Below are 18835 nucleotides of genomic sequence, written 5' to 3'. Positions count from 1 at the left end.
GATGACCGCCGTACTTCCCGAGACCTCCGCCGCCCTGCTGGGCGGCGCCGTTCCCGCCGCCCCGACCGCCCCCGCCGACCTGCTGGACCGCCTGGCGCTCGTGCCGGGCGAGCGGCCCGCCGTGGTGGCCGGGGACCGGAGCCTGAGCTTCGGCGAGCTGCGCGCCGGGGCCGCCCGTGTCGCGGCCCGGCTGGCGGCCCGCGGGATCGGCCCCGAGTCCGTGGTGGCGCTGTGCCTGCCGCGCGGCGCGGACCTGGTGGCCGCGCTGATCGGCACGCTGACCGCGGGGGCCGCGTACCTGCCCGTCGACCCGAAACTGCCGGCCGAACGCCGCCGGTACCTGGTCGAGGACTCCGGCGCCGACCTGGTGGTGACGGCCGGTCCGGACGACGTGCCGCTCGCGGAGGGCGTGCCGCACCTGCCCGTGGCCGGACTCACGGCGCCCGGGGGGCCGGCGGAGTTCCGGCCGGTGCCCGTGCCGGGCGGGGCCCTCGCGTACGTGATCTACACCTCCGGTTCGACCGGCCGCCCCAAGGGCGTGGAGATCGGCCGGGCGGCGGCCGCGGCCCTGCTGGCCGAGCTGGAGGGGGCCGGGATCGCGGTCACCGACGGCGGCCGGGTCGGCTGGAACGCCTCGCCGTCTTTCGACGCCTCCGTGCAGCAGTGGGTGCGGATCTGCCGTGGCGACACCATCGTGATGATCGACGACGAGACGCGGGCCGATCCGGCGCTGCTGGCCCGGCTGGTGGACGAGCAGGCGCTGACCGACCTCGACATCACCCCCTCGCACGCGGACCCGCTGCTGGACCTGATCAGCGAGGACGGCGGGCCGCGCCCGCTGACCCTGCTGGTCGGCGGCGAGGCGGTCAGCCCGGCGCTGTGGCGGCGGATCGTGGAGCGCTCCGAGGCCGGGGTGCTGCGTGCGGTGAACCTGTACGGGCCGACCGAGTGCACGGTCGACGCGACCGCCGGCTGGATCGACGCGGACGAGCCGCCGCACATCGGGGCGGTGCTGCCGGGCCTGCGGATGCGGGTGCTGGACGACAAGCTGGCGCCGGTCGGTTTCGGCGAGACCGGCGAGCTGTACCTGGCCGGGCCCCGGGTGGGCCGCGGGTACCGGCGGCGGCCGGCGCTGACCGCCGAGCGGTTCGTGGCCGACTCGGAGCCGGGCGCGGCGGACGGGCAGCGGATGTACCGCACGGGCGACCTGTGCCGGCTGCTGCCGGACGGGCGGCTGGTCTGCCTGGGGCGGGCGGACGGGCAGGTCAAGCTGCGCGGCCACCGCATCGAACTTCCGGAGATCGAGGCGGCGGTGGCGGCCTTCCCGGGGGTGGCCGAGGCGGTCGTCGTCGTACGGGACGACCTCAACGGTGCGCCGGGGCTGGTCGCGTACCACCGTCCCGCCGAGGGCGCCGCGGTGGACGAGGGTGCGCTGCGCGAGCGGCTGGCGGCCGGGCTGCCGGCGTACATGGTGCCGGGCGCCTTCGTGGCGGTGGACCGCTTCCCGACCACGCCGAACGGCAAGCTGGACCGGGCGGCGCTGCCCGCCCCGGCGACCGCGCCGGCCGGCTCCGCGGACGCTGCCGCGGACACCGGGCTGGAGGGTCCGGTGGAAGAGCTGATCGCGGGTGTGTGGGCGACGGTGCTGGGCGCCTCCCGGATCGGCCCGGACGACAACTTCTTCAAGCTCGGCGGGCACTCGCTGCTGGCCATCAAGCTGGTCTCGCGGGTGCGCTCGGAGCTGTCCGTCGCACTGCCGGTGAAGGCCGTGTACGCCAACCCGCGGCTGCGTGACCTGGCCGCGTTCATCGAGGGGCTGCTGGAGAAATGACGACCATCCCGTTGTCCTACGCGCAGCGGCGGCTGTGGTTCCTGAACCGGCTGGAGGGCCCGTCCGCGACGTACAACGCGCCCGTGGTGCTGCGGCTGGCGGGCGTGCCCGACCGGGTGGCGCTCGACGCGGCGGTACGGGACCTCGCCGGGCGGCACGAGGTGCTGCGCACCGTCTACCCGGCGGTGGACGGCGAGCCGTACCAGCGGGTGCTGGAGGCGCCCGCGCCGGGGACCGGTGTCGAGGTGCGGGTCTGCGGGCCCGGGGAAGTGGCGGCCCTGGTGGCGGAGTTCACCCGGGAGACCTTCGACATCGCCGGCCGGCGGCCGCTCCGGGCACGGCTGTTCGTGCCGGGCGACGGGAGTTCCACCCTGGTGCTGCTGGTGCACCACGTGGCGACGGACGGCTGGTCGCTGGCGCCGCTGCTGCGGGACCTGTCGGCGGCGTACGGGGCGCGGTGCGCGGGCCGGGAGCCGGGCTGGGAGCCGCTGCCGGTGCAGTACGCGGACTACGCGCTGTGGCAGCGGGAGGTGCTGGGCGACCCGGACGACCCGGAGAGCCTGGCAGCGGAGCAACTGGCCCACTGGAGCGGGGTGCTGGCGGGTTCCCCGCCGGTGACGGAGCTGCCGGTGGACCGGCCGCGGCCGGCGGAGCCCACGCACCGGGGGGCCACGGTGCGGGCGGCGGTGGACGGCGGGGTGCGGTCCGGGCTGGCGGCGGTGGCCCGTACCGGCGGCGCGAGCATGTTCATGGTGGTGCGGGCGGCGCTGGCGGCCGCCCTGTCGGCGGCCGGCGCGGGTCCGTCGGTGACCATCGGCACGCCGGTGGCCGGGCGGCCCGAGGAGGACCTGCACGAGCTGGTCGGGTTCTTCGTCAACTCCCTCGCGCTGCCCACGGATCTGTCGGGCGGTCCGACGGTGCGGGAGCTGGTGGCGCGGGTCCGGGAGGCGGACCTGGCGGCGTACGCGCACGAGGAGCTGCCGTTCGACCTGCTGGTGGAGCGGCTCAACCCGGACCGGGCACTGGGCCACCACCCGTACTTCCAGGTGATGCTCACGTACGCCGGCGCCGGGGAGGGCCCCGGGCCGGTGCGGCTCGGGGAGCTGGCGGCGGAGGTCGAGGACGCGGACCTGGCGGCGGCGAAGTTCGACCTGACCGCGTACTGCGCTGAGGAGGGCGACGGGCTGGCGCTGGGCCTGCAGTACGCGGAGGACCTGTTCGACGCGGGCACGGCCGAGCTGCTGCTGGAGCTGTGGGCGCGGGCGCTGCGGGGCTTCGCCGAGCGGCCGGAGGCCCGGCTGGGCGAGCTGGATCTGGTGACGGCCGAGGAGGAGCGGGGGCTGGCGGAGCGGCGGGAGCGGGTGGCGGCACTGGCCGAGGAGGAGCGGGGCCGGGCCGAGGCCGTCGTGCCCGGCTTCCGGACCGGGGTCTCGCCGCGGGAGGAGCTGCTGTGCGGGCTGTTCGCGGAGGTGCTGGGCCGGGACTCGGCCGGACCGGACGAGAACTTCTTCAAGCTGGGCGGGCACTCGCTGCTGGCCAGCAAGCTGGTCAACCGCATCCGGGCGGCGCTCGGCACGGAGGTCGGCATCCGGGACCTGTTCCTCGCCCCCACCCCGGCCGGACTGCACCGCCGGCTCGCCGGGCAGGAGGGCGTCCGGAGCGCGCGGCCCGCGCTGACCGCGGTGGCGGAGCGGCCCGAGCGGGTGCCGCTGTCGGCGGCGCAGCGGCGGCTGTGGTTCACCGACCAGCTCCAGGGCCCCGGCTCCGCCTACAACATGCCGCTGGTGGTGCACCTGGAGCGGCCGCTGGACGCGGCCGTGCTGCGGGAGGCGCTGGCGGACGTGGCCGGCCGGCACGAGGTGCTGCGCACGGTGTACGGGGCGGTCGGCGGTGAGCCGTACCAGCAGGTGCTGGACGCCTCCGACGAGCGGGCGCGGCCGGTGCTGGAGGTGCGGGAGGGGGCCGACGCGGACGCGGTGTCCTCGTACGCCTTCGACCTGGCCGGCGAGATCCCCTTCCGGGCCTGGCTGCTGGCGCGGGAGGGCGGCGGGCACACGCTGGTGCTGCTCGTGCACCACATCGCCGGGGACGGCTGGTCCAACGGGCTGCTGCTGCGGGACCTCACGCGGGCGTACGCGGCCCGGGCGGGGCGGCGGGCGCCGGAGTGGGAGCCGCTGCCGGTGCAGTACGCGGACTACGCGCTGTGGCAGCGGGAGCTGCTGGGCGACCCGGCGGACCCGGAGAGCCCGGCCGGCCGGCAGCTGGCCCACTGGAAGGGCGTACTGGCGGGCCTGCCGGCGGTGACGGAGCTGCCCGCGGACCGGCCGCGGCCGGCGGAGCCGACCCACCGGGGCGGTCTGGTGCGGTCCTCGCTCGGCGCCGGGACGCAGGCCGGCCTGGCGGCGCTGGCGCGGACCGCCCGGGCCACGCTGTTCATGACGGCGCGGGCCGCGCTGGCGACGGCGCTGTCGGCCGCCGGTGCCGGGACCCGGCCGTCCGTCGGCACGGTGGTCGCGGGCCGGGGCGACGACGCGCTGCACGAGCTGGTGGGCTTCTTCGTCAACTCCCTGGCCCTGCCGGTCGACCTGTCGGGCGACCCGACGGCCGGCGAGCTGGTGGGGCGGGTACGGGAGGCGGACCTGGCGGCGTACGCGCACGCCGACCTGCCGTTCGACCTGCTGGTGGAGCACCTCAACCCGGACCGGTCGCTCGCCCACCACCCGTACTTCCAGGTGATGCTCACCTTCGCGGCCGACCCGGAGGAGGAGCCGGTGGCCTTCGCGGGGACGACCGGCCGGGTGACGACCACGGACCTGGCGGCCGCCAAGTTCGACCTGGCCTTCCACTGCGCCCGCACGGCCGACGGCCTGGACCTGATCCTCCAGTACGCGGAGGACCTCTTCGACGCGGGCACGGCCGAGCTGCTGCTGGAGCTGTACGCGCGGGCGCTGCGGGCCTTCGCCGAGCGGCCGGAGGCCCGGCTGGGCGAGCTGGATCTGGTGACGGCCGAGGAGGAGCGCGGGTTTGCCGAGCGGCGGGAGCGGGTGGCGGCACTGGCCGAGGAGGAGCGCGGCCGGGCCGAGGCCGTCGTGCCCGGCTTCCGGACCGGGGTCTCGCCGCGCGAGGAGCTGCTGTGCGGGCTGTTCGCGGAGGTGCTGGGCCGGGACTCGGCCGGGCCGGACGACAACTTCTTCAAACTCGGCGGGCACTCGCTGCTGGCCAGCAAGCTGGTCAACCGCATCCGGGCGGCGCTCGGCACGGAGGTCGGCATCCGGGACCTGTTCCTCGCCCCCACCCCGGCCGGACTGCACCGCCGGCTCGCCGGGCAGGACGGCACGCTCGCGGCCCGGCCACCGCTGACCGCCGGGGAGCGGCCCGAGCGGGTGCCGCTCTCCCCCGCGCAGCGGCGGCTCTGGTTCGTCGACCAGCTGGAGGGGCCGGGCGCGACGTACAACATCGCGCTGGTGCGCCGGCTGGACCGGCCGCTCGACCCCGCCGTGCTGGCGGCCGCCCTCGCGGACGTGGCGGGCCGGCACGAGGTGCTGCGCACGGTGTACGAGGTCGCGGACGGGGAGCCGTACCAGCGGGTGCTCGACCCCGCGGACGGCCGGGCGCGGCCGGTGCTGGAGTTCCGGGCCGGCGGTCCGGCCGAGGCCGACGCGGCGGCCGGGTACGTCTTCGACCTCGCGGCCGAGATCCCCTTCCGGGCGGCGCTGGTGTCGGAGGACGACGGCGGGCAGATCCTGGTGCTGCTGGTGCACCACATCGCGGGCGACGGCTGGTCCACGGACGTGCTGCTGGACGACCTGGCGCGGGCGTACGCGGCGCGGGCGGGGCGGCGGGCCCCTGCGTGGGAGGCGCTGCCGGTCCAGTACGCCGACTACACGCTGTGGCAGGAGCGGCTCCTCTCCGAGGGGCTGGAGAAGACCCAGCTCGCCCACTGGGAACGGGCCCTGGCCGGGCTCCCGCCCCTCGTCGAGCCGTCGGACGCCGCGGAACGGCCGGCCGAGCCGAGCCACCGGGGCGGCCTGCTGACCTTCTCCGTGGACGCGGTCACGCACCGGCGGCTGGCGCGGGTGGCGCACGCGACGGGCACCACGCTGTTCATGGTGGCGCAGGCCGCCCTGGGCGCGCTGCTGGCGCGGCACGGGGCGGGCACCGACCTTGCGGTCGGCACGACCGTGGCGGGCCGGGAGGACGACGCGCTGCACGGGCTGGTGGGCTTCTTCGTCAACACCCTGGTGCTGCGCACCGACCTGTCCGGGGACCCGACGTGGGCGGAGCTGCTGGGCCGGGTGCGGGAGGCGGACCTGGCGGCGTACGCGCACGCCGAGGTGCCGTTCGACCGGGTCGTGGAGCACCTGAGCCCGCACCGGTCCACCGCGCACCACCCGCTGGTGCAGGTGTTCCTGCAGCTGGCGGCGGCGAACACGGGCGGCACGGGTACGGGTACGGGCGGCACGGGTACGGGCGGCTCGCCGCTGGCCGGCACGCAGCTGCCGGTGGGCGCCACGACCGCCAAGGCGGACCTGACCTTCGCGCTGACCGAAGCCCCGGGCCACGGCGGGCTGTCGGGGGTCCTGGAGTACGCGCGGGACCTGTACGACGCGGAGGCCGCGGCACGCCTCGCCGCGGAGCTGACCGGGATCCTCCGGGAGATCGCGGACGACGTCTCGGGACGGCCCGGCCCGCTGCCGGCGCCCCGGGGCGAGACCGTGGACGGCTACCGGGTGGACGCGGAGCGGGTGACCTGCGTGCTGTCCGGGCACCCGGCCGTGACGCGGGCCCGGGCGGAGGTGCGCGGGGGCCGGCTGACGGCGTACGTGACGGGTCCGGTCACGGAGCCGGAGCTGCGCGAGTGGGCCGCGGCCCGGCTGCCGGACTACGCGGTGCCGGGGACGTTCGTGACGGAGGACGCCGGCCCGGCTCCGGAGACCTCTCCCGGCGCCTCGTGGGAGGACCGGCTGAGCGCCCTGTTCACGGAGGTGCTGGAGGGCCGGGAGGTCTCCCGGGAGGACAACTTCTTCCGGGTGGGCGGGCATTCGCTGCTGGCGGTGCGCCTGGTGAACCGGGTGCGGGCCGAACTGGGCCGGGAGATCACCCTCCGCGAGGTCTTCCGCCACCCGACGGTCGCCACCCTGGCCGCCCGCCTCGCCGAAGCCACCACCGCTCCCCCGGCCCCACCCCTGACGAAACTCCGGCGCCGGGCCCGGAGTTAGCGGCGGGGACAGGCGGAGACGCCGAAGGGCCCGCGGCTCGACGAGCCGCGGGCCCTCCTCCGGTCACCGGAAGCGGTGGTGCGCCGGTTACGGGGCGACCGGCAGGTCCGGCGTCATCAGCGTCGGGATGCTCCAGCGCTGCGCCGGGGTGCCGTTGCAGCCCCAGATCATGAACTTCTGGCCCCAGTCGCGGTTGGCCCGCGGCAGGTCGAAGCAGGCGTCCGACTGCGGGTTGTAGATGCTGCCGTCGGCGCGCGGCTGCCACTGCTGGCCGCCCTCGCCCAGGCACTGCCAGAAGATCAGGTCGGTGCCCTGGGCGGTCTGGTTGCCGCGGACCGCGACACACTGCCCCTTCTGGGTGAGGGTGCCGGTGGCGTTGACGCTGAACTCCTGCGGGTCGGAGCCGTTGCAGTCCCACAGCTGCGGCTGGTTGCCGTTGCCGTTGGCGCCCTGCGGCGTGTCCACACAGAAGTCGGGCGACGCGGCGTACCGGATCGGCAGGTCCGCGGTCGTCGCCTGCGGGGTGTAGCCCTGATAGACGGACAGGCCGGCGATGGCGCCCTTGAGGTGGTTGCTGGGCTTGCTGACGTACTTGTACCGGCCCATGACCAGGGACCCGCTGGGTGCGGGGCTGGTGCTCGCCCGGTGGAAGCCGCTGGAGGCCAGCGTGCCGTTCACGTACAGGTTCATGGCGCCGGTGGTGGCGTTGTACGTGGCCGTCAGCTGCGTCCAGACCCCCGGCTTGAAGGTGTTGGCCGGGGTGACGGTGGAGTTGTAGTCGTACGGCCAGCCGTCGTCGTCACCGCGGGCGATGGCGAAGCGCCAGTGGCCGGAGTCGGCCCACAGCATGAACGCGCTCGCGTGGGCGGTGTCCTGGCTGACGATCACGCCGTCGGCCGCGGTCATCCTCGCCCAGGTGGAGACGGTGAAGGACTGCCGGGTGTCGACGGGCTTCGCCGGGCCGGTGATCACCGACTTGGCCACGTCGTCGAAGACGGCGACCTTGCGGGAGCGGCCGTCGACCGTCTCGGTGGCGTAGGTGACCGCGGTGGCGGTGGCGTCGTTGGAGACGCCGCTGCCGTTCTTGGCCGGGATGGCCTTGGCGTCGCCCTCCAGGCGCCACTGGACCGTCGGGGCCTGGGCGTCGCCACGGACGTGGTAGCCGGCGTAGCCGTTCACCGCGCCGCCGGCGGCGGTGCCCTCCCAGGCGTGCAGGGTGCCGTCGGTGCCGACCGCCCAGAAGTCCGGGATGTCGTCGCCGGTCACGTCGCCGTCGGAGCCGACCCGCGGGTAGTCCGCGCCCTTGATGCCGTAGCCGATGCGGGTGGCGGGCTGCGCCGTCAGGCCCGTGACCACGAGGTACTGGTCCATCGCCCGAGCGGCGGTGGTCAGCTTGTACTGGAAGATGTCGCCGTTCGTCCGGTTGCGCACCCACAGCGCGGGCGCGGTGTCGGTGGCGGTGCCGATGTTCAGGGCGTTGCCCGGGACCATCAGGTCCTTGTCGTCCCAGGTGCCGGAGGCGTCCACCAGGGTGGGCGCGGCCAGGGTCTGGTTCGTCTTGACCGGGTAGAACCAGAGGTTGCCGGACTCCACGGCCAGCACGCCGGTGGCGTCCGTCACCTGCCGGCTGGGCGTCCGCGTGGTGCGGGCCGGGCCGGTCGGGGTGATCTGGCTGGAGTGCTGCCAGGTGGCGACGTTGTGGTAGCCGGTGCAGGCGCTGGTGAACGCGGTGTCGCAGTCCGGCTTGTCGAGCGTGCCCTTCGTGCCGAGCGTGAAGCGGCCCGGGTCGGAGAGGGTGTTGTCGTACACGAACAGCTGCGATCCGCCGAGGGCGCCGGGCGTGGCCGGCTCCTGGTGGACGAACAGGTCGTCCACGTTCCGGCCGGGGTCGAGAGAGCCGCGGTGGACGGTGCGGTAGTCCTTCCAGGTCCGGCCGGAGGAGACCTCCGGGGCCTGCAGGGTGGTGGCCGCGGTGCCGCTGGGGATCATGCTGCGGGCGGTGCCGTCGGTGGCACGGCCGTGGGTGACGAGGTTGCCGGCGGTGTCCGGGACCAGGATGTCGGAGCGGGCGTCGCCGGTGGTGTCACCGAAGGCGACCGCGCCGTCCTTCCACGGGACGTAGAAGGCGTACGACTGGGTCTGCGAGGCGTTGCCGGCCTCGTCCAGGACCCGGGCGTAGACGATGTTGGTGCCCCAGTGGGTGGGCTTGACGCTGACCGAGCTCACGCTGAGCGTGCCGCCGGTCGGCGCGCACTGCTTCTGGGCGCCGGTGAGCTGCGGGTCGAAGCCCCACTCGACGCAGGACAGGCCGGAGCTGCGCAGGCCCGTGCCGGGGCTCGGGTCGGATGCGATGACGGGCAGGGAGCCCGTGTCGCCCAGGCGCAGCTTGGTGATCTGGCCGTTCCCGGCGGGCGGGAACTGGGTGACCGGGTCGGTGAACCGGCCGAACTCCAGGACCGGCGGGGTCAGGTCGACCGCGAAGTGGCAGGAGGTGGTGGAGGGGCCGCGCAGCAGGCCGTCGTCGCCGTGGACCGCCCAGCCGTAGTTGTGGCCGTCCTTGATGGCGTCCGGCGGGGTGGTGTAGAAGGCGTCGGTGCCGGTGGTGACGAAGCCGGACCAGCCCGTGTTCACCGTGGCGCCCGTGTTGTGCTCCCACATGTTCAGCAACTGGGTGAGCTGGCCCTGGTTCGGGCTGGAGACCTTCGAGGCGATGGTGACGGTCGGGTTGGTGATCCAGCCGAACTGCTCACCGGGGACGTCGCCGCAGGCCTGGGTGTCGCCCGCGACGACGCGGCGCGGGGCGGGAACCGTGCGCTGGTTCTCCGGGACGCGCGGCGGGAAGTCGTACTCGGCGCTGAGCACCGCGGTGTACGCGAACCGCTTGAACGCGATCTTGTCCCCGGTGCCTTCCTGGCCGGTCAGGGCGAAGGCGAGCGGGGTGCCGGTGTCCCGGATGCCGTCGCGCAGGGCGTTGGTGACGTTGAACTCGACCGGGATGTTGCCGTAGCAGTCGCCGCTGTTGCCGTTGCCGCCGACGTCCTGGTTCTGGATCCACTCGCGGATCTGGTGGTTGCTCCACTTGACCGAGGAGCCGAAGGCCCCGGCCCGGTAGAGGTGCACGGGGTACTTGGTGGTGCAGGACCAGTCCGCGGAGATGTACTGCTCCAGGCGGAGCTTCGCGTAGTTGACCGTCGCGCCGGCGTAGCCGTTGAGGTCGAACTCGTAGAGGGCGCGCTCGATGCCCTTGCTGGTCTCCCAGCCCTGGTAGCCCACACCGGGCTTGTCCCGGTCGGTGGAGCCGGTCCGGTCGTAGTTGCCCGTGTCGTAGGCCTGCTGGACCCATGCGTGGTGCGACTTGCCCCGGCTGTCCACGGACCACGAGGGGTCGACGTAGACCGGGTAGGTGGTGGCGGCGCCGTCGAGCAGTTCGGTGCCCGGCGCGAGGGCGATCGCGCCCTTGGCGCGCTTGCCGGAACCGGAGACCTTCGCCCCGGTGACCGGGATGCGGGCCACGGTGGCTCCGGCTCCGGGACCGTCCGGGCTGCTCAGCTCGGCCCGGCCGCCGGTGGAGCCGGCCGCGCCGGGGGCGTCGAGGTCGGCGTAGCGCGAGCCCTTGGCGGCGGGCTTGCGGGCCTCGCCGGCGGACCACATCAGGGGGGCCGGGGCGCGGAAGACGGTGTCCTTGCCGGCGGCGGCGGTCAGGCTGCCGTCCTTGTCCTTCGCGAGGGCCAGGCCGTCGGTGACCGTGGGGAACACCAGGTTCCGGACGGCCGGGTTGGCGGCGGCGACCGGGGTGCGCAGGACCACGATGGTGGTGTAGCCGCCGTACTTGGTGGCGCTCACCTGGAGGTCCGTGTCGGGGGCGACGTTCTCGAAGAGCGCGTCGTTGCCCTTCAGCACCGGCTTGGGGAGGGGGCCCGCGAACGGCGAGGAGACGGCGAGCCGCTTGCCGTCCCCGGTGGTCATGGTGGCCAGGGGGCCGTTGCCGCCGCCCGAGATGACCAGGCCGGAGCTGGCGGCCCTGGGCGCGACGGTGCCGTCGGCACGCACGGCCAGGGTGTCGTCGAGGGCCTGCCAGCGGCCGTTGCCGCCCTTGGTGCGCTGCGGCAGCACGTGGCTCTCGGTGCGCAGCCTGCCCTTCGGGGTGGCGACCGTGGTCGAGTGCTCGGTCGTCAGCTCGGCGACCGGAACGTCCTTGCCGGTCTTCGCGGCGAGCGCCCAGGCCTTCTCGACGGCGTTACGCGCAGGCGCATCTGACGGAGCCGGAGGTCTCGGTCCGTCAACGGGCTTCGTCGGGGCCGACGTCGGCCTCGGCTTGGCCGGTGTGTCCGGAACCGGCACCGGGGCGGCCTCGGCCGCATACGGAGTCGCGAGCAGCACCGCTGCCGCAACTCCCGCCGCCAGACTGGCCGAAACCGGCCGTCTCAGGCCGGCTCTTCGTGCATTGGACATGCGACTGTCCACTCCCCCCACACATGTGATCCCGGGACCGTCCGGTTCCGGATCGGGGCACTGTGGCAGGAAGTCGCCCCATGATCAAAGTGCGGAGCGGTCAATTCCGCCCTTCCTGCCTGAGGTCGTCATCAATTGGCCCGAGGGTGACCTTCGCCACGTATCTCAAAAGTGGCTGCAAAATGGCTTGACCATCAACTGCCTGCTAAGTTCCCCCGCTTGAGCCGGTGATCATCCGGATCTACGGCGTCCAGTTCTGCGGGGGGATGAACGATGCCGCACACCGGCATGCATCTTTCTCGGCGACACCACTTCAGACGGGTGACCGTCCCCATGGTGCTCGCCTTGGCCACATCACTTCTGGCGATACCGCCGGCGGGCGCGGCGGCGCCCGACTTCGACAAGGTCTGGCGGCCGCCCACCACGCCGCTGCCGCGGACGGCCTCCGTGCCGCTCCAGCGCAAGGGCCCGGCCAAGCGGGTCAAGCCGCCGCGGCCGGTGCCCGCCCGGGCTGTTGCGGCAGCCCCCGTCGCCCCGGTGACCCGGCTCGTCGGGACGGCGCGGCCGACCGGCAAGGACCAGGCGCGGGCCGGTGCCCTGCCGGTGTGGGTCTCCCGCGCCGGCAAGGGCGCCAAGACCGCGCCGCCCGCCGTCACCGTCGTCCGCAACGACACGGTGGCCGCGCGCAGGGCGGGGGTCGACGGGCTGCTCTTCACCCTGACCGCCGAGCGCACCGCCCAGGGCGCCGGCACCCGCACCCCGGTCACCGTCGGGATCGACCCGGCCGCCCTCCAGCAGGCAACCGGCGGCGCGTTCGCCTCGCGCGGCCGCCTGGTGACCCTCCCCTCGTGTGCGGCGACCACCCCCCAGGTGGCGGCCTGCCGGGTACGGACTCCCCTGGCCACGCGCTTCGACAAGTCCACCGGCCGGCTGACCACGGACCTCACCGTCCCGTCCTTCGGCGCCCCCACGGCCCCGACGGGCAGCCGGTCGGCGTTCTCCGCGACCACTGCCGCCGCGGCCCCGGCCCCGATGCTGCTCGCCGCGGAGACCGAGGCGAAGGGCGGCGGCGGCGACTACACCGCCACCGCGCTGACCCCGTCCTCGGCCTGGGCTTCCGGCAATGCGTCCGGTTCGCTGACGTACGACTACGCGCTGCAGGTCCCCCTCGCCCTCGGCGGTGCGGCACCCGACCTCAGCCTGAAGTACGACTCGTCCACGGTCGACGGCCGCACGTCGGCGACCAACTCCCAGGCCTCGTGGATCGGTGACGGCTGGGACCTCAACCCCGGCTTCATCGAGCGCACGTACAAGGTCTGCGACAAGGCCGGCATCAAGGACTCCGGCGACCTGTGCTGGGGCGGCTACAACGCCTCCCTCTCCCTCGGCGCGCGCTCCGGGCCGCTGGTCCGGGTGAGCGGTTCGGGCGGCGCGAACGACGCCGCCACCGGCGTGTGGCGCCTGAAGAACGACGACGGCACGCGCATCGACTTCGGCTCGGGCGCGGCCAACGGCGTGCGCGACGGCGCCTACGCGAAGGTCACCGACCCGACCGGCACCGTCTACTACTTCGGCGTCAACCACCTGCCGGGCGGCGACAAGACGGACCCGGCGACGAACTCCGTCTCCAGCGTTCCCGTCTACTCGCCCAAGAGCGGCGACCCCTGCTACGACTCCGCCAAGGGCAACGCCTCCCAGTGCCTGATGTGGCAGCGGCTCTCCCTCGACCACATCGTGGACCCGAACGGGAACCTCACCACCTACACCTGGGCTCCCGAGACCAACTGGTACAACCGCGGCGGCGGCCAGAACAACGGCACCGGCACGCAGACCGCGTACACCCGCGCCAGCACGCTCGCCTCGGTCAAGTACGGCCAGAAGCTCGACGAGCAGGTGGCTGCCAAGGGTGCCCTGCAGCCCGCCGCCCGGGTGACCTTCACCGTCGTGGAGCGCTGCACCGACGCCACTCCCTGCGACCCGGCGACGCGCACCTCGGCCAACAGCACCAAGTGGCCCGACGTGCCGATCGACCAGGAGTGCAAGTCCACCGGCACCTGCAACCGGTACGCGCCGACCTACTTCACCACGAAGCGGCTGTCGTCCGTCCTCACCGAGGTGCGGGTGGGCGGTGTCTGGAAGAGCGTCGACTCGTACGCCCTGAAGCACTCCTTCCCGAACCCGCTGGACACCACCAGCCAGAAGGTCCTGTGGCTGGACTCGATCCAGCGCACCGGCCTGACCGAGACGCCCAACGTGCCACTGCCGCCGGTGAAGTTCACGCCGACGATGCTGGCCAACCGCGTCGACGGCACCGACCTGGTCCCGGCGCCGCCGATCATGTACCGGCCGCGCATCCAGCAGATCGCCAACGAGACCGGCGGCGTGCTCAACGTCGACTACAACCTGCCCGCGTGCTCGCGCGTGAACAACGTGATGCCCACGGCCGAGGACGACAACACGCTGGCCTGCTACCCGGTGCGCTGGCTGCCTCCGGGCTCGGTCGCCGGCGCGACCCCGGTCCTCGACTGGTTCCTCCACCACACGGTCAAGTCCCTGACCGAGAACGACACGGCGACCGGCAACCCGCAGAAGATCACCGCCTACGCCTACGGCCCCGCCGGCTGGCACCGTGACGACAGCCAGTTCACCGAGTCCAACGCCCGTACCTGGGGCGAGTTCCGCGGCTTCGCGACCGTCACCACCACCACCGGCAGCGGCACCGACGGCCCGAAGGGCCAGGTGCGGACCACCTACCGGCAGGGCATGAACGGCGACGTCCGCAAGAGCGGATCGGCGCGCAGCGCCACCTTCACCGACGCGCTCGGCCGCTCGGTCACGGACCACGAATGGCTCTCGGGCCAGGTGCTCCAGACCGAGACCTTCGACCAGGCCGGCGGCTCGGTCGCCACCCACGCCGTCACCGGCGTCAGCGGTGAGGTCGCCACGGCCACCCAGACCCGCACGGGTCTGCCCGACCTGGTCGCCCGGGTCCCGTTCACCACCCGGACGGACACGACCAGCTCCAAGAAGGCCGACGGCACCTGGTCCACGGCGACGAAGACCACGGTCGGCGACGCGGCCCACGGCAACCGCCCGGACACCGAGCTCGACCAGGCCGACGGCACCGCCGACGTGTGCACCCGCACGACGTACGCGGCCGCCACCGACCCGCAGCGCATGAACCTCGTCTCCGAGACCCTGAAGGTGTCCGGGGCGAACGCGTGCACCGCCGCCGCCACGGCCGCGAACACGGTCGAGCGCAAGCGCGTCCTGTTCGACGGCAAGCCCTACGGGCAGGCCGGAACCGCGGGCAACCCGACCGGGAGCGAGGTCCTGGAGCAGTACGCGGGCGACGGCTCGCCCCAGTTCACCACGTCCAAGGTCAGCACCTACGACACGTACGGCCGGGTCCTGACGGTCACGGACCCGACCCGTACGGACGCCCAGCACACGGGCGGTTCGGTCACCCAGACCAGCTTCACCCCCGCCACCGGTGAGCTGCCGGCCTCCTCGACCTCGTCGGCCTCCGTCCCCGGCCAGCCGTCGACCGTCACGTGGGACACCGTCCGGACCATGGACCCGCGCCGAGGTCTGCCGCTCACCGAAACGGACCCCAACGGCAAGCTCACGACCCTGCGGTACGACGCCCTCGGGCGAGTGACCGCCGTCTGGCGCCCCGGGCGTGCCCCGGCCACGGAGACGAACGCCGACATGACGTTCGCCTACGCGATGTCCCAGGCCGCCGGGGTCCCGTCGACCGTGACCACCGCCACGCTGAAGAAGGACGGCACCACCCCCGTCTACATGCGGAGCGTCCAGATCCTCGACGGCTTCGGCCGGGACCGGCAGACCCAGGCCTCCCCGGCGAACCCCGCCTACTCGGGCCGTCTGATCAGCGACAGCCTCTACGACTCGCAGGGCCGGGTCCGGGTGACGAACTCGCCCTGGTACAACAACGACTCGGGGCCGACCGGCACGCTGGTGAGCGCGTCGGAGTCCTCGATCCCCGCGCAGTCCCGCACCACCTACGACGGTCTGGGACGCGCGACCGTGGTGTCCGCCTGGTCGATGGGCACCGAGCAGAGCCGCACCACCACCGCCTACCCCGGCGCCGACCGCACGGACACCGTGCCGCCGGCCGGCTCCTGGCCCAGCAGCGTGCTGCTCGACGCCCGCGGCCGCACCACGGCCCGCTGGCAGTACCGCACCCCGACCGTGACGGGCGACGCCGCCGACGCGACCGTGTCCACGTACACGTACACGCCGGACGGCAAGGCCGCCACGCGCAAGGACGCGGCGGGCAACTCGTGGTCCTACGGGTACGACCTCCAGGGCCGGCAGGTCTCCGCGACCGAGCCGGACACGGGCAGCACCACCCAGACGTACGACGCCGCCGGGCGCCTGGCCACTTCCAAGGACGGCCGCGGCCGCACCCTCGTGCGCACGTACGACCTGGTCGACCGGCAGACCGGGCTGTACGACGGCACGGTGAGCGGCGCCAAGCAGCTCGTCGGCTGGACGTACGACTCGGTCGCCAACGGCAAGGGCAAGCCGGCCTCGTCCACCCGCTACGTCGGGGGCACCGGGGGCCAGGCCTACACCAACGCGGTCACCGGCTACGACAACGGCTACCGCGCGACCGGCATGCGCATCAGCATCCCGGGCAGCGAGGTGGGCCAGACCGGCACCTTCACGTACACGGCGACCAGCACCTTCGACAAGCTGACCGGTGAGCGCAAGACAGCGCTGCTGCCGGCCGTCGGCGGGCTGCCGGTCGACGACATGAACTACTGGTACAACGACCACGGCCAGCTCTACAAGTACGCCGGCGCCACCACGTACGACGTGCAGACGGAGTACGACGCCTTCGGCCGGGTGGTCCGCTCGACGGTCAACCCGTTCGAGAAGCAGGTCGTCACCACCCTGGACCACGACCAGGCCACGGGGCGCCTGAAGAGCCAGCTGCTGGACAAGCAGACCTCGGTCACCGGCGCGGTCCAGCAGACCTCGTACACGTACGACAAGTCCGGGCGGATCAGCTCCGTCACCAACACGCCCGACAACAACCCGGCCCTGCGCGACCGGGAGTGCTTCACCCTGGACCACCTCGGCCGGATGACGGCGGCCTGGACCGACAAGGGCGGCCTGACCGCTCCCGGCGCGGGCCAGACCTCCGACCAGGGCGCCTGTGCCAACACCACCCCGTCGGCGGCCACGGTCGGCGGCGGCAACCCGTACTGGCACGAGTTCTCGTACGACGTGACGGGCAACCGCACGGCGTTCACCAGCAAGGACCTGACCGGGGACACCACCAAGGACGTCATTACGACGCAGTCCTACCCGGCCTCCGGCACCGTCAACAACGGTGCGGGCGGCGGCGGTCCGCACGCGCTGACCTCCAGCACGACCAAGACCGGCAGTACGGTCAACAAGTCGGGCAGCAACCGCTACGACGGCTCGGGCAACCCGGTGGACCAGTACACGTCGAAGACCGGCACCACCGGCATCACGTGGACCCCGGACAACCGGATGGACACGCTCACGCAGGCGATCGCCATCACCGGAGTCGGCGGCAAGTGCCTCGACGTCCAGGGCGCGAGCTCCGCGAACGGGCAGCCGATCCAGATCTACACCTGCAACTCGGGCGGCGGGCAGCGGTACTCGCTCACCGGCGACGTGCTCAAGGTGTTCAACAAGTGCGTGACCGCGATGGGCACCACGGCCGGCTCCGCGATCCAGAACCAGCCCTGTGACGGCTCCGCCGCGCAGACCTGGAACCGTCGCGCCGACGGCACGCTCCACAACCCGGCGTCGGGGCGCTGCATCGGCGTTCCCGGTGACGTCGCCACCAACAGCGTGGACGTGCTCCTCGCGGACTGCGGCACCCCGGTCCCGGCCGGCCAGAAGTGGACGGCGACCGACCGAACGACCTCCTTCGTGTACGACGCGAACGGAGACCCGATCGTCCGCCGCAGCCCGGGGAAGACCACGGTCACCCTCGGCGAGGACGAGCTGACGTACGACACGGTCGCCAAGACCCTGACCGGTACCCGCTCCTACTCGATCCCGGGCGGGCTGACCATGGTCCGCGTGGGCGCGGGCGGCCTGACCATCCAGCAGGCCGACCACCACGGCTCGGGCGTCCTGACCATCGACGCGAACACCCTCGCGGTCACCCGCCGGGCGATGGACCCCTTCGGCAACCCGCGCGGCACCCAGCCGGCGGCGGGCGTCTGGGGTGGGCAGAAGGGGTTCGTCGGCGGCACCAAGGACGACAACACCGGTCTGACGTTCCTCGGCGCGCGCCAGTACGACCCGGTGGCGGGCCGGTTCCTCAACCCGGACCCGGTCATCGACCCGGACGACCCGCAGCAGTGGAACGGCTACGCGTACAGCGGCAGCAACCCGGTGAACGCGAAGGACGACAGCGGTCTGTTCTGCGACGGCTGCAGCGTCAACAACGACAACTCCGCCTGGAGTCCCGACCACGGTCCGGGCTGCACCGTCGACACCTGCTACGACGAGGACGGGGTGGCGATGTACAGCACCGTCCGGCGCCGGCCGCACGGCAGCAACAGCGTGCCGTGGCGCAGCGGGAACGGCGCGTGGGGCGCCGGCAGGCGCTGGCGCCAGCCATCGAAGGCGGACAACGATGCGGTGATGCAGCTGAAGCAGTTCATCGTCCTGGCCAAGGGCACGCAGCTGCCGGTGTTCGCCAGGACGCTGGAGCACTACCTGGAGAACACGGGTGAGGACTTCTGGCTCGGCCCGGACGAGGTGGACTCCCTGATGGACTCGGCGGGCGTCGCCGAGAGCCTGGACAGTTACCTGTACCAGGAGTTCAAGTCCTGGGAGACCGACATCGCGATGACGGAGCGCCACGACTTCGACTCCGGCTGGCGGAACGCCGCGGCGACTCCGGCCGATCCCGACTGGTACCTGGCCGTGCGCGGTCTGCAGTACCGCGTGACCGGCTCGGTCGAGAAGGGCAAGGTCTCGTACCAGGTACAGGTCTTCAAGGACTGGAACTTCGACTACGACGAGGAGATCAAGATTCCGACCGTGGGGACCGTGGACTTCGGTCCGTTCGCCTCCCTGCACGCGATGGGCATGGCCCAGGAGTACAAGCTGCGCGGGCAGGGCAACGTCAACACCGTCAGCGGGTACGGCAACCTCGGCTGGGGCGGCTAGCACCCCCGGTGTGACACCGTCCGGTACCCCCGGGAGGGCCCCGACCACGTCAGTGGTCGGGGCCCTCCCCCTTTTCCGGTGGCCGGGCGAGGTGCCGCCGGTCGCCGCAAAACCGCCTGCCGCACTGCCGGTTCGGGCGGTT

General features: G+C 73.4%; 4 protein-coding genes. 3 read left to right on the top strand and 1 reads right to left on the bottom strand.

The window, feature by feature from the left end:
- Position 1 precedes the first annotated feature (1 nt).
- Positions 2–1831 (top strand): amino acid adenylation domain-containing protein, encoded by a 1830-nt coding sequence (locus tag ACIQUQ_RS31675; RefSeq protein WP_403982894.1) that lies wholly within the window; start codon positions 2–4, stop codon positions 1829–1831.
- Positions 1828–7050: a condensation domain-containing protein gene (locus ACIQUQ_RS31670; protein WP_403982892.1), complete on the top strand. Its 5223-nt coding sequence runs from the start codon at positions 1828–1830 to the stop codon at positions 7048–7050. Before ACIQUQ_RS31675 ends, ACIQUQ_RS31670 begins: the two co-directional genes overlap by 4 nt.
- An 87-nt stretch (positions 7051–7137) precedes the next feature.
- Here the strand turns inward: ACIQUQ_RS31670 and ACIQUQ_RS31665 are convergent, their stop codons facing one another.
- The gene (locus ACIQUQ_RS31665; RefSeq protein WP_403982890.1) at positions 7138–11430 is read right to left on the bottom strand and encodes a ricin-type beta-trefoil lectin domain protein; all 4293 of its coding nucleotides are present in this window, start codon (positions 11428–11430) and stop codon (positions 7138–7140) included.
- Between the two features lie 417 nt (positions 11431–11847).
- On the opposite strand from ACIQUQ_RS31665, the gene ACIQUQ_RS31660 reads away from it, so the two are divergent.
- Positions 11848–18693 carry a ricin-type beta-trefoil lectin domain protein gene (locus ACIQUQ_RS31660; RefSeq protein ID WP_403982888.1) on the top strand — a complete coding sequence of 2282 codons (6846 nt, stop codon included), beginning with the start codon at positions 11848–11850 and terminating at the stop codon, positions 18691–18693.
- Positions 18694–18835: the final 142 nt, after the last annotated feature.

This window comes from Streptomyces sp. NPDC101118, assembly GCF_044759445.1.
Lineage (GTDB): Bacteria > Actinomycetota > Actinomycetes > Streptomycetales > Streptomycetaceae > Streptomyces.
The sequence above is the reverse complement of the archived record's forward strand: the minus strand, read 5'-3'. Positions and strand labels throughout refer to the sequence as shown.

Excerpts from the sequence above, each read along its gene's own strand:
- ACIQUQ_RS31670 (WP_403982892.1), top strand. The coding sequence starts at position 1,828 with ATGACGACCATCCCGTTGTCCTACGCGCAGCGGCGGCTGTGGTTCCTG.
- ACIQUQ_RS31675 (WP_403982894.1), top strand. The coding sequence starts at position 2 with ATGACCGCCGTACTTCCCGAGACCTCCGCCGCCCTGCTGGGCGGCGCC.